General features: G+C 61.6%; 18 protein-coding genes. 2 read left to right on the forward strand and 16 right to left on the reverse strand.

The annotated features are described in order from the left end of the window. Nucleotides 1–10: 10 nt before the first annotated feature. From I7X39_RS03730 to I7X39_RS03780, 11 genes are all read right to left on the reverse strand, one after another. Nucleotides 11–4,795 carry a glutamate synthase-related protein gene (locus tag I7X39_RS03730; RefSeq protein ID WP_198109622.1) on the reverse strand — a complete coding sequence of 1,595 codons (4,785 nt, stop codon included), beginning with the start codon at nucleotides 4,793–4,795 and terminating at the stop codon, nucleotides 11–13. A 99-nt stretch (nucleotides 4,796–4,894) separates the two neighbouring features. After that, a complete protein-coding gene (locus I7X39_RS03735; RefSeq protein ID WP_198109623.1) occupies nucleotides 4,895–5,611 on the reverse strand; it encodes a transposase in 717 nt (238 codons plus the stop codon). A 48-nt stretch (nucleotides 5,612–5,659) separates the two neighbouring features. Next, complete coding sequence (locus I7X39_RS03740; protein ID WP_198109624.1) at nucleotides 5,660–6,793, reverse strand: deoxyguanosinetriphosphate triphosphohydrolase; 1,134 nt, start codon at nucleotides 6,791–6,793, stop codon at nucleotides 5,660–5,662. Beyond that, on the reverse strand, nucleotides 6,790–7,938 hold the full coding sequence (gene aroB / locus I7X39_RS03745) for a 3-dehydroquinate synthase (RefSeq protein WP_198109625.1): 1,149 nt from the start codon (nucleotides 7,936–7,938) through the stop codon (nucleotides 6,790–6,792). The genes I7X39_RS03740 and aroB overlap by 4 nt, the downstream gene beginning before the upstream one ends. Beyond that, complete coding sequence (locus I7X39_RS03750) at nucleotides 7,935–8,477, reverse strand: shikimate kinase (RefSeq protein ID WP_198109626.1); 543 nt, start codon at nucleotides 8,475–8,477, stop codon at nucleotides 7,935–7,937. Before I7X39_RS03750 ends, aroB begins: the two co-directional genes overlap by 4 nt. Further along, the gene (locus I7X39_RS03755) at nucleotides 8,474–10,570 is read right to left on the reverse strand and encodes an Ig-like domain-containing protein (protein WP_198109627.1); all 2,097 of its coding nucleotides are present in this window, start codon (nucleotides 10,568–10,570) and stop codon (nucleotides 8,474–8,476) included. The genes I7X39_RS03750 and I7X39_RS03755 overlap by 4 nt, the downstream gene beginning before the upstream one ends. A gap of 86 nt (nucleotides 10,571–10,656) precedes the next feature. Beyond that, the gene (locus I7X39_RS03760; protein ID WP_198109628.1) at nucleotides 10,657–12,807 is read right to left on the reverse strand and encodes a type IV pilus secretin PilQ; all 2,151 of its coding nucleotides are present in this window, start codon (nucleotides 12,805–12,807) and stop codon (nucleotides 10,657–10,659) included. Continuing rightward, nucleotides 12,804–13,304 carry a pilus assembly protein PilP gene (locus I7X39_RS03765; protein ID WP_232351688.1) on the reverse strand — a complete coding sequence of 167 codons (501 nt, stop codon included), beginning with the start codon at nucleotides 13,302–13,304 and terminating at the stop codon, nucleotides 12,804–12,806. Before I7X39_RS03765 ends, I7X39_RS03760 begins: the two co-directional genes overlap by 4 nt. Before the next feature lie 26 nt (nucleotides 13,305–13,330). After that, the gene (locus tag I7X39_RS03770; protein ID WP_198109630.1) at nucleotides 13,331–14,011 is read right to left on the reverse strand and encodes a type IV pilus inner membrane component PilO; all 681 of its coding nucleotides are present in this window, start codon (nucleotides 14,009–14,011) and stop codon (nucleotides 13,331–13,333) included. Between the two features lies 1 nt (nucleotide 14,012). Further along, a complete protein-coding gene (locus I7X39_RS03775) occupies nucleotides 14,013–14,618 on the reverse strand; it encodes a PilN domain-containing protein (protein WP_198109631.1) in 606 nt (201 codons plus the stop codon). Continuing rightward, nucleotides 14,615–15,694 (reverse strand): pilus assembly protein PilM, encoded by a 1,080-nt coding sequence (locus I7X39_RS03780; protein WP_198109632.1) that lies wholly within the window; start codon nucleotides 15,692–15,694, stop codon nucleotides 14,615–14,617. Before I7X39_RS03780 ends, I7X39_RS03775 begins: the two co-directional genes overlap by 4 nt. A 208-nt stretch (nucleotides 15,695–15,902) precedes the next feature. Between I7X39_RS03780 and I7X39_RS03785 the strand changes: the two genes are divergently transcribed. Further along, nucleotides 15,903–18,254 carry a penicillin-binding protein 1A gene (locus I7X39_RS03785; RefSeq protein ID WP_198109633.1) on the forward strand — a complete coding sequence of 784 codons (2,352 nt, stop codon included), beginning with the start codon at nucleotides 15,903–15,905 and terminating at the stop codon, nucleotides 18,252–18,254. On the opposite strand, the gene cyaY is transcribed toward I7X39_RS03785, so the two are convergent. Then, nucleotides 18,244–18,573, reverse strand: coding sequence for an iron donor protein CyaY (gene cyaY / locus I7X39_RS03790; RefSeq protein WP_198109634.1), 330 nt, complete (start codon nucleotides 18,571–18,573; stop codon nucleotides 18,244–18,246). The two genes, I7X39_RS03785 and cyaY, sit on opposite strands and share 11 nt — an antisense overlap. Before the next feature lie 96 nt (nucleotides 18,574–18,669). Here cyaY and I7X39_RS23790 point away from each other — a divergent pair, with 96 nt between their 5' ends. Next, on the forward strand, nucleotides 18,670–18,744 hold the full coding sequence (locus I7X39_RS23790; RefSeq protein WP_375140738.1) for a lipoprotein: 75 nt from the start codon (nucleotides 18,670–18,672) through the stop codon (nucleotides 18,742–18,744). Here the strand turns inward: I7X39_RS23790 and I7X39_RS03795 are convergent. Genes I7X39_RS03795 through I7X39_RS03810 form a run of 4 tightly spaced genes read right to left on the reverse strand, consistent with a single transcriptional unit; the run spans nucleotide 18,741 to nucleotide 22,630 of the window. Continuing rightward, nucleotides 18,741–19,733 (reverse strand): ABC transporter ATP-binding protein, encoded by a 993-nt coding sequence (locus tag I7X39_RS03795; protein ID WP_198109635.1) that lies wholly within the window; start codon nucleotides 19,731–19,733, stop codon nucleotides 18,741–18,743. The genes I7X39_RS23790 and I7X39_RS03795 overlap by 4 nt on opposite strands. Further along, nucleotides 19,730–20,719: an ABC transporter ATP-binding protein gene (locus tag I7X39_RS03800; protein ID WP_198109636.1), complete on the reverse strand. Its 990-nt coding sequence runs from the start codon at nucleotides 20,717–20,719 to the stop codon at nucleotides 19,730–19,732. Before I7X39_RS03800 ends, I7X39_RS03795 begins: the two co-directional genes overlap by 4 nt. A gap of 10 nt (nucleotides 20,720–20,729) precedes the next feature. Then, nucleotides 20,730–21,650: an ABC transporter permease gene (locus tag I7X39_RS03805; protein ID WP_198109637.1), complete on the reverse strand. Its 921-nt coding sequence runs from the start codon at nucleotides 21,648–21,650 to the stop codon at nucleotides 20,730–20,732. 2 nt (nucleotides 21,651–21,652) lie between these two features. Further along, nucleotides 21,653–22,630, reverse strand: coding sequence for an ABC transporter permease (locus I7X39_RS03810; RefSeq protein WP_198109638.1), 978 nt, complete (start codon nucleotides 22,628–22,630; stop codon nucleotides 21,653–21,655). Nucleotides 22,631–22,670: the final 40 nt, after the last annotated feature.

Here is a 22,670-nt window from a genome sequence, read left to right on the forward strand (position 1 = left end):
CTTGACTCGCTTACTTGGCGGCCGCGCGCGCGGCAGCAGACTTGACGGCCTTGGCCTTGGCCACCGCTTCAGCGGCTTCCTCAACGGCCGCACGGCTGAGCTTCTTGCTCGCCATCTCGGCCAGCGCCCGCTTGTATTCCTGCGGGAAGACCTTGACGAACTTGGCGCGGCTGTCGGCCCAGTGGTCGAGCAGCTGGCGTGCGCGCAGCGAGCCAGTCCACTTGTGGTGCGCCTCGATCAAGCGCTTCAGGATGGCTTCATCCGGTTCGGCCTTGCGGTCGATGTGGTGCCAGGTGGCCGGATCCTGCGTGCTTTCCTGCTCCTCGCGCGGCAGCACCTTGTCGAGCGCCACCATGGCGGTGTTGCAGCGCTTGGCGAACTGGCCGTCTTCGTCGTACACATAGGCCACGCCACCGCTCATGCCCGCAGCGAAGTTGCGGCCGGTCTTGCCCAGAACCACCACGGTACCGCCGGTCATGTATTCGCAGCCATGGTCGCCGGTGCCTTCCACCACCGCTGTGGCGCCTGAGAGGCGCACCGCAAAGCGCTCACCCGCCACACCGCGGAAGAAGGCCTCGCCGCTGGTGGCGCCATACAGGGCCGTGTTGCCCACGATGATGTTGCTGCCCGCGTCGCCGCGGAAATCGATGGACGGGCGCACCACCACGCGACCACCCGAGAGGCCCTTGCCGGCATAGTCGTTGGCATCACCGATCAGGTAGAGCGTGATGCCCGCGGCCAAGAAGGCGCCGAAGCTCTGGCCTCCGGTGCCCTCCATCTGCATGAAGATGCTGTGGTCGGGCAGGCCTTCCGGGCGGCGGCGGATCAATTCGCCGCTGAGCATGGCACCCACCGAGCGGTTGAGGTTGCGCGCGTCTTCCATGAACTGCACGCGCTCGCCGTTTTCGAGCGCGGGCAGGCAGCGCTGGATCAGCTTGTTGTCCAGTGCCTTGTGCAGACCATGGTCCTGTGCCTCGACGTGGTAGCGCGGCACCTCGGCCGGTACGGTGGGGCGATGGAACACGCGGCCAAAGTCCAGGCCTTGTGCCTTCCAGTGGGCAATGCCCTTCTTCATGTCCAGCAGTTCGGCGCGGCCGATCAGTTCGTCGAACTTGCGCACCCCCAGCTGGGCCATCAGCGCGCGCACTTCTTCCGCAATGAAGAAGAAGTAGTTGACGACATGTTCCGGCTGGCCGCTGAACTTGGCACGCAGCACCGGGTCCTGCGTGGCCACGCCCACCGGGCAGGTATTGAGGTGGCACTTGCGCATCATGATGCAGCCGGCCACCACCAGCGGCGCCGTGGCGAAACCGAACTCGTCGGCGCCCAGAAGGGCACCAATCACCACGTCGCGGCCGGTCTTGAGCTGGCCGTCCACCTGCACGCGGATGCGGCTGCGCAGGCGGTTCAGCACCAGGGTTTGCTGCGTCTCGGCCAAGCCCAATTCCCAGGGGGTGCCGGCATGCTTGATGGAGCTCCAGGGCGAAGCGCCGGTGCCGCCATCGTGGCCGGCGATCACCACATGGTCGGCCTTGCACTTGGCCACGCCGGCGGCAATGGTGCCCACACCCACCTCGCTGACCAGCTTGACGCTGATGTCCGCCCGCGGATTGACGTTCTTCAAGTCGTGGATCAGTTGGGCCAAATCCTCGATTGAGTAGATGTCATGGTGCGGCGGCGGGCTGATGAGGCCCACGCCCGGCACCGAGTAGCGCAGGAAACCGATGTACTCGCTGACCTTGCCGCCGGGCAGCTGACCACCCTCACCCGGCTTTGCGCCCTGGGCCATCTTGATCTGGATTTGGTCGGCGCTCACCAGGTACTCAGTGGTGACGCCGAAGCGGCCCGACGCCACCTGCTTGATCTTGGAGCGCAGGCTGTCGCCGCCCTTGAGCGTGTAGTCAGCCTCGACAACCTTGGCACCGATCACTTCGCTGACCTTGGTGCCATCCGCAATCGGGATGCCCTTGAGTTCGCTGCGGTAGCGTGCCGGGTCCTCGCCGCCCTCGCCCGTGTTGGACTTGCCGCCAATGCGGTTCATCGCGATCGCCAGCGTGGTGTGCGCTTCGGTGGAGATGGAGCCCAGGGACATGGCGCCCGTGGCGAAGCGCTTGACGATCTCTGCGGCGGGCTCGACTTCTTCGATGGCAATCGCCTTGGCCGGATCGAACTTGAACTCAAACAGGCCGCGCAGCGTCATGTGACGGCGGCTCTGGTCGTTGATGATCTGCGCGTAGTCCTTGTAGGTCTCGAAGCTGTTGGCGCGCGTGCTGTGCTGCAGCTTGGCGATCGCATCGGGCGTCCACATGTGCTCTTCGCCGCGCGCGCGCCAGGCGTACTCGCCACCCGCATCCAAGGCCTGGGCCAGCACCGGATCGTCACCATAGGCGGCGCGGTGCATGCGCAGGGCCTCTTCGGCCACTTCAAAGATGCCGATGCCACCCACCTGCGAGGGCGTGCCGCGGAAGTACTTGTCCACCAAGACCTTCTGCAGGCCCACCGCTTCGAAGATCTGCGCACCGCAGTAGGACATGTAGGTGCTGATGCCCATCTTGGACATGATCTTCGAGAGACCCTTGCCGATGGCCTTGGTGTAGTTGTAGAGCGCCTTCTCCGCGCTCAAGTCGCCCGGCAGCTCCTTGTGCAGGCTGACCAAGGTTTCCATGGCCAGGTAAGGGTGCACGGCTTCGGCGCCAAAGCCTGCCAGCACGGCGAAGTGGTGCACCTCGCGCGCCGAGGCGGTTTCCACCACCAGGCCAACCGTGGTGCGCAGGCCCTCACGCACCAAATGGTGGTGGATGGCCGACAGCGCCAGCAGCGCCGGGATGGCCACCTGCCCGCGATTGGCCTTGCGGTCGGTGATCAGGATGATGTTGTGGCCGCTCTTCTGCGCGTCCACCACTTCGGCACACAGGCTGGCGATCTTGGCTTCCACACCCTCCTTGCCCCATTCCACTGGGTAGGTGATGTCCAGCTCGTAGCTCTTGAACTTGCCATGGGTGTGGCGCGCAATATCGCGCAGGCGCGCCATGTCCTCGAAGCTCAGCACCGGCTGCTCCACCTCCAGGCGCACCGGCGGGTTGATGGCGTTAATGTCCAACAGATTCGGCTTGGGGCCGATGAAGCTGTTCAACGACATCACGATGGCCTCGCGGATCGGGTCGATCGGCGGGTTCGTGACTTGGGCAAACAGCTGCTTGAAGTAGTTGTAGAGCGGCTTGTTCTTGTCGCTCAGCACGGCCAGGGGCGAGTCATTGCCCATCGAGCCGATACCCTCTTCGCCCGTAGCGGCCATCGGGCTGAGCAGGAACTTGATGTCCTCCTGCGTGTAGCCGAAGGCCTGCTGGCGGTCGAGCAAGCTGTCCTCGAAGAGCGCGGGTTCCGCCGGCTGAACGTCGATGCCGTCCAGCTTGATGCGGACGTTCTCGATCCACTGGCGGTAGGGTCGGCTGCTCGCCAGCTGGGCCTTGAGCTCGTCGTCCTCGACGATGCGCCCCTGCTCGAAGTCGATCAGGAACATCTTGCCCGGCTGCAGGCGCCACTTCTTGACGATCTTGTTCTCCGGAATCGGCAGCACGCCGCTTTCCGAGGCCAGCACGACGAGGTCGTCGTCGGTGACGATGTAACGAGCCGGGCGCAGGCCATTGCGGTCCAGCGTGGCGCCGATCTGGCGGCCATCAGTGAAGACCATCGCCGCCGGGCCGTCCCAAGGTTCGATCATGGCGGCGTGGTACTCATAGAAGGCGCGGCGGCGCTCGTCCATGAGCTCGTGCTGCTCCCAGGCCTCCGGGATCATCATCATGGCGGCGTGGGCGAGCGGGTAGCCGGCCATCACCAGCAGTTCGAGCGTGTTGTCGAAGGTGGCGGTGTCGCTCTGGTACTCGAAGCTGATCGGGTAGAGCTTCTTCAGGTCCTCGCCGAGCACGGGCGACTTCATCACCCCCTCGCGTGCGCGCATCCAGTTGAAGTTGCCCTTGACCGTGTTGATTTCGCCGTTGTGCGCAACCATCCGGTAGGGGTGCGCCAGCGGCCATTCGGGGAAGGTGTTGGTGGAAAAGCGCTGGTGCACCAAGGCAAGCGCGGAAACCACGCGCGGATCCTGCAAGTCCTTGTAATAGGTGCCGACTTGGTCTGCCAGCAACAGCCCCTTGTAGATGATGGTGCGGCAGCTCATCGAGGGCACGTAGTACTCACGGCTGTGCGTGAGCTTGAGTGCCTGGATGGCAGAGCTGGCGGTCTTGCGGATCACATAGAGCTTGCGCTCGAGTGCATCGGGCACGATGACATCTGGGCCCCGGCCGATGAAGATCTGCTTGAGGACGGGCTCCTTTTCTCGCACCGTGGGAGACATCGGCATCTCGCGGTCCACCGGCACGTCGCGCCAGCCCAGCAGCACTTGGCCTTCGGCCTTGACGGCGCGCTCCAGTTCCTGAATGCAGGCCAGGCGCGAGGCATGCTCCTTGGGCAGGAAGATCATGCCGACGCCGTACTCGCCCGGAGGCGGCAGGTTCACACCCTGGGCGGCCATCTCTGCCCGGTAGTACTCGTCGGGGATCTGGATGAGGATGCCGGCGCCGTCGCCCATCAGCTTGTCGGCCCCGACCGCTCCGCGATGGTCGAGGTTCTCCAGGATCTTCAGGCCCTGCTGGACGATGGCGTGTGAGCGGTGCCCTTTGATGTGGGCCACAAAGCCGACGCCGCAAGCGTCCTTCTCAGCCTCGGGCCGATACAGGCCGGACTCCGCCAGGGCTTGGCGCTCGTTCAGTTGGGGTGCAAGGTGGGCTTGATCGGACATGGGCTACTCCAGCTCGGGACTGCCCGAAGCCTAGCGCGAAGCGGCCCGTAACCTCTCGGAAACAAATTAGGGTCAGAGTGCATAACAGAAGCCGACAAGTCAGGCTTCGTTTTTTATTGGGGACATAGTAGGTTGTCGACGCGGTCGTCCGACTGGCCGCGGAACCAGCGGACGCTCGGTCTGCGCCGCCATGGCCCGCGCACCCGCAGGAGTCAGCAACGGCCACCCGCTGTGGACTTGCTTACGAATTCGCTCCAGGAGCGCCGGCGGCACCCCTTCTGCCAGACCTTGCCGGTGGCGAAGCTCGCGCTCAAATGGCGTATTGCCCATGGCCCAATAGCAAGGGTGCTCACTGATCAGCGCATCGCGGCGCAGGCCGAGGTGATGAGCCGCGCTACTCCAGGGGTAGTTCATCGCCAGTTCGCACAAGCCCGCGCGCACCGGTTGCAACTCGACGTACCGGAGCAGCATCTCAAAATATGGCCCGTCTTCCGCCAGCATGGTGCGAAACCGCCCTTCCCAGAGCGTGCCGGTGCGAGCATGCCGCCGATTGAAATATGCGACATAGCGCCGGCCCAGTGTCTGCATGGCCCGGGCCAAGCTGTCTTCGGACTGGGGTGTCACCAGCAGATGGACGTGGTTGTCCATCAAGACATAGGCATGCACCCGCACGCCATGCAAGCGTGTGGCCTCGCGCAGAGCCGTCAGGTACTGCAGTCGGTCTTCATCGTCGTGGAACACGATCAGCCGGTTGTTGCCGCGCTGCAGCACGTGATGCAGCGCACCGGGGACGATCAGACGGGCTTGGCGTGCCATTTTCGGAGGCCTTGTTGACTCTGGCCCCATTTTGGAGCCGAGCAGGACTCACGCCGCTTCGAACAAGCGCTCCCCCGTCAACCGCTGATGCTCCCGCACCGCAAACCGGTCTGTCATGCCTGCCAAGTAGTCCGCCACAGCGCGCGCGGGTTCCGCTTCCCGCGCCTCCGGCACGCCAGTTTGCAGATAGATGGCGAACAAGTCCGCCAAGAGTTTCTGGGCCAGGACGCGCTGGGATTCGACTTGCGGATGCCGGTACAGGCGCGCAAAGAGGAACCGCTTCAGGTCTCTCAGTTGCCCAGCGACCTCCGCGCTGTAGCCAACGAGCATAGGCGCCGCCCGCACATCGTCGACCGTCAGCACGCCTGCAGATTGCAAGCGCTGCTGCGTCGCCAGCACCAAGTCCTGGACGCCTGTGCGCAAAAGCCGTCGCAGGGTGGTGTACAGCAGCACCCGCGAACTGAGTGGACCCTTCTGCTCGCTCTCCACCTGGCGCACCAGCTCCGCCAGGAAAGGCTGCTCCAGCCAATCCTCAGCATTCAGCAAACCGGAGCGCACACCGTCATCGACATCGTGGGCGCAGTACGCAAGCTCATCTGCCAAGTTGCACAGTTGCGCCTCCAGGCTAGGCTGCCGCCCCGCCAGGAAGCGCGCGGCGACACCACCCGGTTCTTGCGCATCCAGCAGCTGGGCATTCTGGGCACTGCAGTGCTTGAGAATGCCCTCGCGTGTTTCAAAGCAAAGGTTCAAACCAGGAAACTCGGCGTACCGGCGCTCAAGCCAGTCCACCACCCTCAAGCTTTGAAGGTTGTGCTCGAAGCCTCCATGCGTGGCCATGCATGCGTTCAGCGTGTCCTGGCCAGCATGACCAAACGGTGTGTGTCCGAGATCGTGCGCCAGCGCAATGGCCTCGGTCAGATCCTCATTCAGTTGGAGGTTCCTAGCCATCGAACGTGCGAGCTGAGCCACTTCCAGCGAATGTGTCAGGCGCGTTCGAAACAAGTCCCCTTCATGATTCAGAAAGACCTGCGTCTTGTAGACCAAGCGCCTGAACGCCGAACAGTGGACGATTCGATCCCGATCGCGCTGGAAGTCGTCACGATCCCAAGCTGCCTGTTCGGCGACTCGGCGGCCCCGCGTGTGCTGCGGGTTGCATGCGTAGGACGCCCAGCCGGTGCTCACTTTGTGACGGAAGCGCTGTGACTCGCGATCGCCTCCAACGCCAGGGCGTCAGGTGCCACCTGCAGGCAGGCCTGGCCCAGCACGGGAATCAAAACATACCGGATAGATCCCGCCGCAGCCTTTTTGTCACCTCGCATAAGTTGCAGGAACCGCTCCGGATCCAGGTACGGCGCGCGAACAGGAAGCTGGGCCCGCTCCAGGAGAGACTTCAAGCGCTGCAGCAACTGTGAATCGAGGCCGAGCGCACGAACCGAGAGTTCTGTCGCCATCAACATGCCCAAAGCCACCGCCTCACCATGCAGCAGGGCTCCGTAGCCTAGGCCGGCTTCCAAGGCATGGCCAAAGGTATGGCCGAAATTCAAAATGGCCCGGACACCACCCTCTCGCTCATCCGCAGCAACGACGGCCGCCTTGATCTCACAGGCGCGCCGCACCGCGGTCATCAGCGCTGTGTGGTCACGCGCCATCAGCGCATCCATATTGCGCTCCAACCAAGCAAAGAACGCAGGGTCAGCCACCGGTCCGTATTTGATGACCTCGGCAAGCCCTGCGCTGTATTCCCGCGCTGGCAAGGTACCTAGCACATCAAGGTCGGCCCACACCGCCTGGGGCTGGTGGAAGGCGCCAACCAAGTTTTTGCCCTGCGGCAGATTGATACCCGTCTTGCCGCCCACCGAGGAATCAACCTGGGCTAGGAGCGTCGTGGGGACCTGCACAAAGCACACCCCCCGCATGTAAATCGCCGCCGCAAACCCGGTCAAATCGCCAATCACGCCACCGCCCAGGGCAAACAACACCACATCCCGGTCCGCACCCAAGTCAGCCAACTTTCCCAAGATGGCTTGCAGACTGCTCCACTCCTTAGCCACTTCGCCATCTGGAGCGACGTGCAATTCAACTGCAGCAAACCTGGTGCGAAGCGCGCTGATCAGGCGTGATGAGTACAGCGGCGCTACAACCGGATTGCTGATCACAACAGCAAGCCGCCCACCCAACTGAGCTTCAGCCAAACAGCCAAGCCAATCTAGTTGCCCGATATGGATTGGGTAACTCCGATCTCCTAGATCGATGCTTAAAGCGTGCGGGGGAGGGGAGCCGGCTTCAAAGGCCTGGATCTCCAACGCGAATGGTGCTCTTGAGCTCATGCGCCCAGTCTATTCGGCGGCGCAACGTGCCCACCGAGCTCTAACTGCATGCAAATCCAGTGGACGAGACCCCAGATCGTCGGCCTGTTGGCATCGACGACATAGTGCGCGGTCTGCCGGTACAAGGGATCGCGCACCGCTGAAAGCTCCCGGAGCTTTCGCAATGCATCAACCCCCTGCAACAAAGGACGTTTGCTGTCGTGCCTCAGCCGGCGTGCGAGTTCCTCGGGCGTACTGCGCAAGTAGAAGACCAAGCAGCGCTTGCGCAGCAGCTCTCGATTCTCCTGCCGCAGCACGATCCCGCCTCCCGTCGCTAAAACCAAGGGGCCGGAGCGCTCGACCTGCTCTCGAAGTACCCGGGCCTCCACATCGCGGAAGGCTGGTTCTCCGCAGCTTTCAAAGTACTCGCGGATGGGACACCTCAGCCGAGACTCAATTACAGAGTCGGTGTCGTCGGTATCCCATCCGTAATGCTGGCCGAGTAGGCGGGCCACACTGGATTTGCCACTGCCGGGCAAACCCACGAGGCCAATGATCACGGGCAGGTAGTCGGAGAGGCCGATTGATATGCAGCAGCGTCAGACTCAAGTCTCAGAGACACAGTGGCGCCGCTTTGCAGGCCACTAGGAGACTTGAGCTTGAAGAAGATTGAGCCTTGACTAGTGATCGGATCAAACTCATAAATCACACTGCCAGCGCTGGGCTGATCCGTACTCGGGATGGGGCTTCCGGCCACCACCCGGACGGACAGCCCCGCTGTACCCTCGACTTCAAGTGTAGTGCCAGCCGCCATCGGGTTAAACGCTACCGGGTTGGCATCCGAGAGCACGATTGAAACGCTTCCGCGTCGGGCGCTCGTGATCAACTGTGTCCCATGCACATTGATAAAGGGCAGCTTCACCGGTTTATCACTGGGCTCATAGCTGATAAGGAGATCCCTTACCCCTGGGCAGCTTCCAACCGCTTTCACAAGCGAGTCATTTGGAGCGGATGTTCCCCATACCGGGGACGCCTCGGAGGTTGAGAGGATGGTCTGCATTGCGCGACGAACATATGCTTTGCCGTCACCGAAACTTTGTGTACAAGTTCCTGGCCGTGAAGGCATGCTGCGATCCAAATCAAGCAATGATGAACTCGACAATTTACAAGCTAGCGATCCCGTAAATCCAAGAGAAATAAATTGGTCCTCAACCACATTAAATCCGGTCTGCGTCCCGGGGTCGAAGTTCAACAAACGGTCTACAAAGGCGTCGCCGAGATCTTGATACGGCTCACCTGCCGTATATACGTTATCCCCATTGCTATCAAGGAATGACTTCTCGCCCAAAGCGTAGGCCAACAGAGTTACACGCCCATCAAGAGGCCTCGGATTGCTGCTAACGTAGTTAGCTGAAGTCCGGGATATACCGTTAACCATTGTGGTCTGACGCGTCGCCTCCACCTGACCGCTCTCAGTTACGAAGTTAATAGCCGTACCATTGGGTACCGGGTTACCCATTCGGTCAGACGCTATTACATTGAATATATTAGTCGTTCCGTCGCGATTGTAACCTTCGATATTCAAAGTCTGCGCGGAAAGCGAGAAGTTTAGCTGAGAGGGCAATCCAACAGCGATTGCCAGGCTACTGGAAACTGTGGAAATGGTGCTGCTGCTGAGGGTGGCCTTAACTCGAACCGGCGTGGGCACTGTACCGGAATTGACACGCACGATAACTTCCCCATTCGAGTCAGTCTTCTTGGTTACCTTTCCACTTCCTCCATCAACAAGCAGACCACCGGCAAGTGTCGTTGGCTCCAATTCCACAAGACGCTCAGGAACGCCGTTACCATTTGCGTCTACGACTTTGAACTTGACGTTCGAGTTTTCCACGTAGCCGCTGCCCTTTAGGTAGATAGTTTCCGGGCTAGCAGATACGAAACTAATGCTCGAAACAGCAGGCGAAGTGAGCCCGATATTAAGGCTGGCCGTCAGGCTGGTGCCGGTGACAACGACCTGCAAGGCATCTGACGCCGCCACCGCTCCACAACCGTTGTCGCGGTAGGTAAAGACCGCGCGGCCCGTCGTTGTTGTCAAGTTCGCAGGCGTCAAGGTGGCCTTGCCGTTCACGACGCAACTGGACGTCGCCGCAACGTTGACGGGTGAACCCGCGGTAATGCCCGCCAACTGCACGGTCAAGCTCGTCTGCCCGTATGCCGCAAGCGTGGACACATCGCTCGTGAAGCTGCCGATGGTCACATTGGTTGCGGTCATCTGAAAGCCGGTGCTCCCGCTGTACTCGACATCGTTGACCTTCACCTTTGCCACCACAGTGTCAGCCCCTGTAGCGGATGTGGTATTCGGGGCCACCTGCACGGTCGCAACGCCGTTCGCATCGGTCAAGGCGGAGGGCGCGCTGAAGCTACCCATGCCGAGGGTGGTACTAAAGCCAACGACTACACCCGGCAAGCCGGCACCGGCCTTGTTCTTGACCGTAACCGTGACGGTCGCAGGGCTGACTGAGGTGACCGTACTGCTTGAGAGAGTAACGCCGACGTTCACTGCAGCCGTCGGAACTCCATTACCGCCGCCTCCGGTGACAGGCGTACCGGCCGTGCCACCACCACCACCACAGGCAGCAACGGCGAGCAGCATAAGCAGAGAGCCTACGAATCGTAAGCCGCGCTCAGACTTGGAAATCATTTTCCACATACCTCTTACTCCATTCCCTTTCCTGCGACTTAACGCAGACTGGCGCGCTCGCTGACAACCTTGGGTGTCAAGAAGATCAGCAATTCGGTCTTGTTAGCGATCCGAGACTTGTTCCGGAACAAGGCCCCCATGTAGGGAATATCGCCCAGGAGTGGCACCTTGTTGATGTTGTCTATCTCTTCCAGGGTGAAGATGCCACCAATCACTACGGTTCCACCATTTTCGACAAGCACTTGTGTCTTGACGTGCTTGTTATTGATCGCAAAGCCAGCAGGTGTCAGCACGCCGCGGCTATCCTTATTCACGTCGACGTCAAGAATCACATTACCTTCCGGCGTGATCTGCGGAGTGACCTCTAGCTTGAGGACAGCCTTCTTGAACGTAACGGCTGTCGCGCCATTCTGTGCCGACCCTAAATACGGGATCTCCTCCCCTTGCTCGATCAGCGCTTTGACCTGGTCCGCAGTGATCACGCGAGGACTTGAGACAATCTTGCCTTTTCCGTCGGCTTCAAGCGCTGAAAGCTCCAGATTCAAGAACCGATTGGCCGTTGCACTGAAGAGCGTGGCGGCTATCGTTGCGGCCCCGACACTGTTGATGGCTGTCGCCGGCAAATTAATAAATTGACTGTTCGTGAAGTCAACCTGAGGAGACTGATTTGTTTGATAACCTGACGCGGCATAGTTGCCACCAAATGACAGATAGTTGTTTCCGCCGACCGAGTAACCTGGAATACCTCCCTGCAGCCCCCGCATGTCGGTAGCACCCAATTTAACCCCGAGTGAACGGCCAAACTTATCGTCTGCCTCAACAATTCGAGCCTCAATCAGCACCTGTCGAATGGGCACATCAATCCTCTGCACCAAGCCTTGTATTTCTTCAAGCTTCGCGGGGATATCAGTGACGAACACCTGATTTGTGCGCGGTTCGGGATTCACACTACCGCGTGGAGACAAAACACGTGCTCCTTGTGCCGCGCCAGTACCGCTGGAGCCGGCGGAGCCTGCACCTGACAGCACCTTCACAACATCTTCGGCCTTGATGTAATTGAGTTGGAACGCCTGGGTGCGGGTAGGCTCAAGTTGGGCCTTTGCTGCCAAACTCTCGTACTCAAGTTTCTCTTTGGCAGCGAGCTCTTCCTTGGGAGCAATCCATAGAACGTCGCCCGTCTTGCGCAACCCCAATCCTTTAGCTTGCAAGATGATTTCCAGGGCTTGGTCCCAGGGAACATCCTTCAGGCGCAAGGTTATTGAACCTGTGACTGAGTCACTCGTCACCACATTGAACTGCGTGAAGTCCGCGATGACCTGCAGTAGCGCGCGTACCTCAATGTTCTGGAAATTGAACGACACCTTCTCGCCACTGAACCCCGGACCCTGCGTCAGCTTATTTGAGTCTTGGCGGACAGGACGAATCTCCAAAACAAATTGGCTATCACTCTGGTACGCGCTGTGCTCCCAGTTGCCCTTTGCATCCACTTGGAGGCGGACCTTGTCGCCTTGCTGAGCAACGGTGACAAATTGGACGGGAGTACCAAAGTCTCGCACGTCCATGCGCTTTCTGAGGGCAGCAGGAATTGCAGACCGAAGCACCTCCACCACAAGAAACTGACCTTGCTGCTGAATATCGACACCTACCTGTGGATTCGGCAGCGCAATCACAACACGACCTGCCCCGTCAGCACCACGCCGGAAATCAATTTCCTTCAGATCGATGGGCGAGTTGTTCTGGCTCGGAGAGAAGTGCTGAGTCTCTACTTTCGCCTGCACTTCAACTGACGAAGGCTCAAGAATCAGGAGCAGAGCCTTATCCTGCAACTCCGCTCGATAGTTCGAAGCATTGCGAAGATTTAGAACCAGCCTCGTTCGGTCAGCAGACTGCGCCACAGACGCCGAGCGAACGTTTCCTTGATTGATTTCGATGTTGTTGCGACCCAGGGCATTGCCGACGCCAGGAAGATCGATCGCAATCCTGGCGGGCGCTTGAATCGTGAAGCCACGGGGCAGTTCTTTTAGTGCTTGGTCGAATTCAATCCGAAGGATCTCGGCACCGGCCTGTTGACCGGCTTGAATCGACTTGATCATGTTTTGGGCCCATGCCATCGAGGGAAGGCAGAGGCTTAGCGCCATGAGCAGCGTGGTTCCGCATCGCTTCACAAGATTCTCCTGCTTGGTATTCATCGTGCCGCCTCCTGAAGCGTCAGCGTACTTGTCCGCTCTACCCATTCACCCGAGGGATCCTGAACAATTTCGCGGAGGACCACCTCGGTCTCATTGATCTTCAGAATCTTTCCGAAGTTCTGTCCAAGATAATCACCGGCTTTCACGTAGTACAACAAGTTATCGACTTTCAAGATGGCGTGCGGCACTCCAGCGCGCGCCATACTGCCAACCATTGACATGCTGTCTATGGGATAAGCCTCGAGAGGCTCCCGACGCCGATTCATCTCGGCAGCCAGCATCGAATTGGGCTGAGCAGCCTCCTGTTTGGATGCAACGCTCAGCTTTTGCGTGCTGAATGGCTCGACGCCATCCAAGGCGTCGTAGGGTTGCGGCAGAAATTTCTTCGGCGGCACCAAAGCTTGAACGCTTGGCTTGGCATTGCGCCGCTCAGCCTCTGTCCAAGTTTGCAGCTGATCCAAGTCTGACGAGCAGCCGGCCACCATCTGCAGCAGCATCAGAGCACATGCGAACCGAACTACTGTCATTTCTTGGCTCCGGCTTTGGCCTTGGCCTGCTGTTGCGCTGCCACCTCAGCGGGGTCAAGGTAGCGGTAGGTGCGAGCCGTTGACTCCATCACCAGCAGACCAACCGCGTCTTTGCTGCCGTGCGGAGTAATTTGCAGATTGTGCAATGTCACGATGCGCGACAAATTTGAAATATCCGCGGCAAACGATCCGAAATCATGATATCGGCCGGCAATTCGCAGCGAGATAGGTTGTTCCGCGTAAAAGTCTTTGACGACCTCAGAACTCGGCTTGAACAATTCGAACTGCAGCCCTCGGCCTACGCCAGCTTGGTTAATGTCAGATAGGAGCGCATCCATTTCCGCCTTCCCCGGCAGTTGCTTCTCCAACTGGGTCACATATTCTTCAACTTGACTCTTTTGCTTGCGCAATTCAGGAAGATTGACCGCTTGAGCGACTTTCCCCTTGAAGTCATTCTGAAGAACTGGCTCTTTAGCAGCTTCTTCTTCAAGCAGGGTCTGTTCATCGGCCAGCACAAGGACGTAACCAAGCACCACCGCAACCACTGCCGCTACGGCATAAGTGGCCAGCTTCGGCAAGATAGGCCATTGACCCGGCTCCTTTGGATTGAGCCCTCGAAATTGCTCTGCTGCGTCCCGACCCCAGGCATTTAGGTCGAAGCTGGTTTTATTCGCCATATCAACCCTTCTTTTCGCCGGGCGCTGCGCCAGATCCCGCCTCTGGACTCTGACCTTTAAGGTTGAGCTTCAGCGTAAAGTCGAATAGCCTTTTTGAATCGCGCGCGTTGGTGGACACATTGGTGAGCTTGATTTCGGCCAACTCAGGTCGCTCAAGCCACTGGGCTTCACGTGAGGCATTGCGCATAAGTTCCGACACACGTTCCTGGGTTTGCGCCAAACCAGTCAGAGTGACGGACTTTTCTGCCTGTTTGATGCTGCTCAGATACACACCCTCAGGGGTCAGCCTCGCCAATTCATTCAGGAGATGCACAGGCGTATTTCGCTCGGCTTGCAAGGCCTCAACGGCCTTTTGCCTTCGCGTCAAAGCATCAATCTCGTCCCGCAAGGTGGATATGTCCTTGATTTGCGCGTCAAGTTGACTGATCTGTGCTTGCAAAAACGAGTTGCGCGTACGCTGCTGCTCAATCATGGATTGAAGCATCAGCCAACCCAGAGCTGCGATACCAATGCCCGCGACAAATGAAAGACCAAGCCCTGCAAAGAATGCCTGCTTGCGGCGCTTACGGCGCTCTTCGCGGTAAGGAAGTAGGTTGATGAGGATCACTCGTAGAACCTCCGCATGGCCAGGCCGCAGGCCGTCAAATAGGAAGGTGCTTCGCGCTGGACCCGACCTTCGCGCACCCCGCTGCCGATCACCATATTCTCGAAGGGGTTGACCACCATGCAGGCGAAGCCGGTGAGATCAGTAACCCGCTCTTTGAGCCCTCCAAGCGTTGCAGTGCCTCCGGCCAACATCACGTAATGCACCTTGTGATGCGGCGTGGATGTAAAGAAATACTGCAAGGCTCGCCCGATTTCCTGCGAGAGGCTGTCCACAAAAGGTTCCAGCACCTCAGCCCGGTAGTCCTCCGGCAAATCGCCGGACAGCTTCTTTTGCTCCGCCTCTTCGAAGGAAAGCCCGTACTGGCGAGATATCAACTGAGTGAGTTGGGCGCCGCCAAAGGCCTGATCGCGGTCATAGAGCAATTCGTCATCGCGCAGGACCTTCAGACTGGTGGTGTCCGCGCCAATTTCGAACAGGGCCACGAGCGCATCCTTGCCCTCGCTGGGCAGCGCCTTGACAAGGCGCGACATGGCCAGCCGGGAGGCATGCGACTCAACGTCCAGAATGACAGGCTTGAGCCCCGCAGCCTCAGCCAGACCCTGGCGATCTTGGACGCGATCCTTGCGCGATGCGGCAATCAGGACTTCCACATCCCCTACAGAGGTAGGACTGGGCCCGACCACGCAAAAGTCCAGACTCACTTCATCCAGGGAGAAGGGGATGTACTGGTTGGCTTCAGCCTCAACCTGGATCTCCATCTCCTCTTCCCGCAGCCCTGCCGGCAGCATGATCTTTTTCGTGATCACTGCCGACGCGGGCATGGCCAGCACGGCCTGACGGGTACGGGTGCCGCTGCGCGACACCACACGCCGAACGGCGTCCGCAACCTCGTCGAACTTCTCGATGTGCCCGTCAGCGATCCAGCCCTTCTCAAAGGACTCGGAAGCGAAGCGCTCCAGCACGAATTCCCCAGACTTGTTCTGGCTCAGCTCGACCAGCTTCACGCTGGTGGAACTGATATCAAGTCCAAGCATGGGCGGGCTCTTGCGCCCCAGCAACCCATCCAGTATTCCCATGCCGACACCCTTTGCCCCAACGACGGAGCGACTTAAGAACTTACTTGCATGCTAGCAGTAAAGCCTTTGTGGCCAATGGAAAAACCGGCCACTCGGGGTTTCCCACGTTGCAACCCGAGCACGTCCGAAGGGGTGGGTGTAACTCGTTGTGAAGGGAGCAGCAAGCGAAAAGGCCGCCGGACTGGGGATTTCTATAATGGGCGCGCCCATGAGCAAAGCATCCGAGCCCCTGCCCCCTCTCTCTTCCGCCCCACGGGCTCGCACTTGGCGCCGCACCGCCCTGCAGTTGCTTGTGGCGGGCCTGTGCCTGCTGCTCGCCGGGCTGGTGACGGGTGCACTGGTGATCGTCACGGCCTATCCGAACCTGCCGGACATCTCCGGACTGAGCCAGTATCGGCCGCATCAACCGCTGCGAATCTGGTCGGCCGATGGCAAGCTCCTGGCCGAGTTCGGGGAGGAGCGGCGGCAGTACCTGCCGATTGACCAGATTCCCAAGGTGATGCAGGACGCCGTGCTGGCCATCGAGGATGCACGCTTCTACGAACACGGCGGCGTGGACTATTTGGGTGTGTTGCGCGCCGGCTTGGCCAATTTGCAGGAATCACGCAGCCAGGGCGCCTCGACCATCACGATGCAGGTCGCGCGCAATTTCTACCTGAGCACCGAAAAGACTTTGGCGCGCAAGCTGTACGAGATCCTGCTGGCGCTGCGCATTGAATCCGAGCTCTCGAAGCGCAAGATTCTTGAGATTTACATGAATCAGATCTTCCTGGGGCATCGGGCATATGGCTTCGCTGCCGCCAGCGAGGTGTATTTCGGCAAGCCGCTGCATCAGATCAGTGCCGCGGAGGCCGCCATGCTGGCGGGGCTGCCCAAGGCCCCATCGGCCTACAACCCGATCACCAACCCCAAGCGCGCTCGCATCCGGCAGCAGTACATCCTGGACCGCATGCTGGAGAACCGCTTCTTGACCGCGGCAGCGCATGCGCAGGCCAAGGCCGAAACGCTCAAGATTCGCAGCAGCCAACCGGCCCAGGTTGGCGCCGACTACGCTGCCGAGGCCGCCCGCCAGCTGTTGCTCAGTCGCTACGGCGAAGACCTGTACTCCCGCGGCTTGAACGTCACCTTGAGCGTACGTGCCGATGAGCAGGCGGTTGCCTACAAGGCGCTGCGAAAGGGCCTGATGGACTACGAACGCCGTCAGTTCTACCGTGGGCCGGAAGCCCACGCAGACCTGCCCGCCGACCCCAAGCTGGTCGATGTCCGGGTGGCGGAGGTGCTGTCCGAACACCCACCCAATGGGGAATTGCTCGCCGCCGTCGTGCTGGAAGCCGGACCGCGCAAGGTGGTGGCCGCTCTGCAAAACGGTGACTCGATCACGGTGACCGGTGAGGGCCTGAAGCCCGTCGCTTCGGGACTGGCGGAGGGCGGCAACCCCAAAGTGCAGATTCGGCGCGGCTCCGTCGTGCGAGTGCAGGCCGATACCAAGCTCGGCTGGGTGCTGACGCAACTGCCGGAAGTGGAAGGGGCCCTCGTGGCCCTGGACCCCCGCACCGGCGCCATCCGGGCCATGGTGGGCGGCTTCGACTTCGCCAAGAACAAGTTCAACCATGTGACCCAGGCGTGGCGCCAACCGGGCTCCAGCTTCAAGCCCTTTATCTACTCGGCGGCCCTGGAGCGCGGCTTCACCCCGGCCACGGTGGTGAATGACGCCCCGCTGTTCTTTGACGCCGGCACCACAGGCAGCCAGCCGTGGGAGCCCAAGAATTACGACGGGACCTTCGAAGGCCCGATGACCTTGCGTCGCGCACTGGCCAAGTCCAAGAACATGGTGTCCATTCGCGTGCTGCGCGCGGTGGGAGCGCGGGAAGCGCAGGAGTGGATCGGCCGCTTCGGCTTTCCTGCGGCCAAGCACCCGGCCTACCTGACCATGGCCCTCGGCGCCGGCTCGGTCACGCCGCTGCAGATGGCCGAGGCCTATGCCGTATTTGCGAACGGCGGGCATTTGCTGCCCTCATCCCTGATCCAGAAGGTGGTGGACGACCAGGGGCGCGTGCTGTTCAGCAACCCGGTACCCGTCTTGGACGACGGCACCCGCACGCTGGATGCCCGCAATGCTTTCCTCATGAGCAGCTTGCTGCAGGAGGTCACGCGCAGTGGCACCGCGGCGCGGGCGCAGGGAACCCTGAAGCGCCCGGACCTGTATGGCAAAACCGGTACCACCAATGATTCGATGGACGCCTGGTTCGCCGGCTACCAGCCCGAGTTGGTGACCGTCGTCTGGGTGGGCTATGACCAGCCGCGCAAGCTGGGCAGCCGCGAAACGGGGGGTGGGCTGGCATTGCCGATCTGGATCGACTTCATGCAGTTCGCCCTGCGCAGCACGGCGGTTGCCGAAATCCCGCCGCCCGAGGGCGTGGTTCAAATCAACGGCGAATGGTTCTTCGATGAATACGCCGGCCCGCAGGGTGTGAGCCGGATCGAGAACGACGACCCCAATCTGCCGCCTCCGGCGAATGCCGAGGAGAAGAAGGGCATCCTCGATCTGTTCAAGCAGTGAGGCTAAGTGCCCGCCCCGCCTGGGCGCTGGCCTCGCGGTTGAACACGCTGACGAACTCGGACCCACTCTTGGTGTCGCGCCACGCGCCGTCCTGCCACTGGAAGTGGAAGCCCCCGGCACGGCTGGCCAGCCAGATCTCGTGCAGTGGCGGTTGCTTGTTGATGACCAACTTGCTGCCGTTGGGCAAGCTGAGTTCCAGCAGCCCGCCCGCGCGCTGGGTGTCGATGTCGATCACATCGTCCTGGAGCCAGGCGTCGGCCTGGGCTTCGATGCGGCGAAGCAGGGCATCAGCCCGGTCGTGGTATTCGGAATCGTTCATGCCGCTGCCTACACTGGCGCAATGAAAACAACTCGCAGTGTAGAAAGCCGCGCCCAGCGCGGCATGGCCCGCTGGGCTTTGGCCTTGTCCGCGTTGATGCTGCTAGGCGCCTGCGGACAGAAGGGGCCGCTGCGGCAGCCGCCGCCCGCCCAGCAGGCCACCGCCGCCTAGATCCGTGCTTCGGCCACCGCGTGGCAGGCCACGCGGATGCCCTTGAAGTCCTGCAAAGCGGGGCGTTCCTGCTTGCAGCGCTCGTTGGCGTGCGGGCAGCGCGGGTGAAAGCTGCAACCGCTGGGCGGGTTCAGCGGGTTCGGCACCTCACCCTGAACCGCGACGCGGTCGCGGCCGGTCAAGTGGATGTCCGGAATCGCATCTAGCAGCATGCGCGTGTACGGATGGCGCGGGTTCGCAAACAAGGCAGCCTTGTCAGCCAGCTCCACCAGGCGGCCCAGATACATCACACCGATCTGGTCCGCCATGTGGCGCACCACCGCCAGGTTGTGCGAGATGAACAGATAGGTCAGCCCCTGCTTGGCCTGCAGGTCCTTCATGATGTTCAGCACCTGGGCCTGCACGGACACGTCGAGCGCGCTGGTGGGCTCGTCACAGACCAGGAACTCAGGCGCCGTGGCCAGGGCACGGGCGATCGAGATGCGCTGGCGCTGCCCACCGCTGAACTGGTGCGGGTACTTGGCGCCGTCGAGCGGGTTCAGGCCGACCATGGTGAGCAACTCGGCCACGCGGGCGCGGATGGCCGCCGGGTCTTTCAGGACACCCTGCTCGGTCAACGGCTCGGCCACGATGTCGGCCACCTTCCAACGCGGGTTCAGGCTGGCATAGGGGTCCTGGAAGATCATCTGCAGGCGGCGGCGCAGGCTCAGCGAATCCTTCGCACCGAACCACTCGCGGGTGTCGCGCCCATCGAAGGCGACGCTGCCGCCGCTGGGCTTGTACAGACCCACCAGCAGGCGCGCCACCGTGCTCTTGCCGCAGCCGGACTCACCCACCAGGGCCAGAGTCTTGCCCTTGGGGATGTCGAAGCTGATGCCATCGACGGCATGCACGAACTGCTTGGGCTTGCGCTCCAGCACCCGGTTCAGCCAGGGTGCGGACACGTCAAAACGCATCGCCAGGTCTTTGACTTGCACGAGCGGATTCATGCGCGGGCCTCCGCGTGGTGCAGCCAGCAGGCTGCGCGGGTGGCCCCCACCTCGACGAGCGGCGGCACATCCTGCTTGCAGCGCGGCAAGGCCTGCGGGCAGCGGGGGTGGAAGGCGCAGCCGCCGGGCATGGCATTCAGGCGCGGCATGGCGCCATCGATCTGCTGCAGGCGCTCGCGGTCCTCGTCCATCGCCGGAATGGAGCCCATCAGGCCGATCGTGTAGGGGTGAGCCGGGCAGTGGATCACCTGTTGCACCGGGCCCAGTTCGACGACGCGTCCGGCATACATCACCGCCACGCGGTCACAGGTCTCGGCGATCACGCCCATGTCGTGGGTCACAAGCATCACCGCCGCGCCATGCTGGCGGCAGACGCGCTTGAGCAGTTGGATGATCTGCGCCTGGATGGACACATCTAGTGCCGTGGTCGGCTCATCGGCCACGATGAGCTTCGGTTCGGCCGCCAGTGCCAAGGCGATGACCACGCGCTGGCGCATGCCGCCGCTGAACTGGTGCGGGTACTGGTCGATGCGCGCTTCGGGCGCCGGGATGCCGGTCTGCCGAAGCAGGTCGATGGCGCGCTCGCGTGCCTGGGCGGCATTCAGCGGCAGGTGCGCCAGGATGGTCTCCGTCAGCTGCTGCCCCACGGTGAACAGCGGGTTCAGCGAGGTCAGCGGGTCCTGGAAGATCGCACCGATCTTCTTGCCGCGCAGCGCGCGCATGGCGGCCGCGCTCAAGTTGTCGATGCGCTGGCCCTCGAACCAGATCTCGCCGCCGCTCACGCGCCCCGGCGGCTCCAGCAGGCCGATCAGGGCCGCGCCCGTCAGGGACTTGCCGGCGCCCGATTCGCCCACCACGCCGAGGATCTCACCCGGCGCAATGTCGAAGGACACTCGGTCCAGAGCCTTGAGCACCCCTTGCCGGGTCGGGAACTCGACGCTGAGTTCGCGCACCTGCAGCAAGGCTTCCTTGTGATTCGTCGTCATCTGCAGACCCTTATTGCAGGCGCGGATTGAGCGCATCGCGCAGCCAGTCGCCCAGCAGGTTCACCGAGAGCGAGATCAGCACCAGCATCAGGCCCGGGAAGATCGTGATCCACCAATGGCCCGAGTACAGGAATTCATTGCCGATGCGGATCAAGGTGCCCAGCGAAGGGCTGGTGGGCGGCACCCCCACCCCCAGAAAGGACAGCGTGGCCTCGGTGATGATGGCCAGGGCCACCTGCAGGGTGGCGATCACCAGCACCGGCCCCAGCACGTTGGGCAGCACATGGCGGCGCATGATGCGCAGCGAACCCACGCCGACCACGCGCGCGGCCTGCACATATTCCTTGTTGCGCTCCACCAGGGTCGAGCCGCGCACGGTGCGGGCGTACTGCACCCAGCCGGTCAGTGCGATGGCCAGGATCAGCACCGAGAACGCCAGGGTTTCGCCGGCATCCGGAAACAGGGTCTTGCCCACACCGTTGATCAGCAGCGCGACCAGGATGGACGGGAAGCTCAGCATCACGTCGCACACGCGCATGATGAAACCGTCCACCTTGCCGCCCACAAAGCCGGCCAGCAGGCCCAGTGAGACGCCAATCACCACAGAGAGCAGCACCGAACCGAGGCCGATGAACAGCGAGATGCGCGCGCCGTAGAACAGCGCCGAGAGGATGTCGCGCCCGTAGCCATCCGTGCCAAGCAGGAACTTCGTGCTGCCTTCGGCCATCCAGGCCGGCGGCAGGGTGGCGTCCATCAGGTTGAGCGTGGCCAGGTCCAGCGGGTTGTGCGGCGCGATCTGCGGTGCGAACACCGCGCAGATCACGCAAGTCAGCAGAATCAGACTGGCCAGCAGGGCCACCGGCGAGCGCCGGTAGGAGTACCAGAGGTTGCTGGCCAGGAAGCGCTGCCAGCGCGTGGGTTGAGCGCTCATGATCAGTGTCCGGTGCTGTGAACGCGCAGGCGTGGGTCCACGGCGAAATACAAGAGGTCCACCACCAGATTGATGGTCACGAAGATCAGCGAGATCAGGCAGAGGTAGGCGGCCATCACCGGGATGTCGGCGTTCTGCACCGCCTGGATGAACAGCAGGCCCATGCCGGGCCACTGGAACACCGTCTCGGTGATGATGGCGAAGGCAATCAGCGAACCGAGCTGCAGGCCGGTGATGGTGATGACGGGCACCAGGGTGTTGCGCAGCGCGTGACGGAAGTGCACGACGCGCTCGCTCAGGCCACGGGCCCGTGCGAACTTGATGTAGTCGGTGCGCAGCACCTCCAGCATCTCGGAGCGCACCAGGCGCATGATCAGCGTGAGCTGGAACAGCGAGAGCGTGAGTGCCGGCAGGATCAGGTACTTGAAGCTCGTCCAGCTGTGAAAGCTGGTAGTCCAGAAGCCCAGGCTCAGCACCTCATGGCGGCCATTGCTCGGCAGCCACTGCAGATTCACCGCGAACACCATGATGAGCAGGATGCCGATCAGGAAGGTCGGCAGTGAAACGCCCACCAGCGAAAGCGCCATCACCAGCTGAGCGAAGAAGCGCCCGCGCCGGAGCGCTGCATACACACCCAGCGGAATGCCCACGCCGACGGCGATCACGGCAGCCATCAGGGCCAGCTCGATGGTGGCCGGAAAGGCTTCGGCAATCAGCGTGGAGACCTTGCGGCCCTGGCGCAGGGAAAGCCCGAATTCGCCCTGCGCGGCGTTGCCCAGAAAGCTGCCGAACTGAACCACGAAGCTGCGGTCCAGGCCCAGGTCGCGGCGCAGCTGATCGCGCTGCTCGGGCGTGGCGTCCTGACCCAGCATGTTCGCCACCGGATCGCCCACGAACTGGAACAGGCTGAAGGCGATGAAGGCGACCGACAGCATCACCACGCCCGCCTGCAGCAATCTGCGAAGAATGAAAACCAACATGAGCGATCCTGGAGTCCAGCCGCCCGGCGGCAGCGGGCGC

The sequence above is a fragment of the Inhella proteolytica genome (assembly GCF_016093275.1).
In the GTDB taxonomy this organism is placed as follows: domain Bacteria; phylum Pseudomonadota; class Gammaproteobacteria; order Burkholderiales; family Burkholderiaceae_C; genus Inhella; species Inhella proteolytica.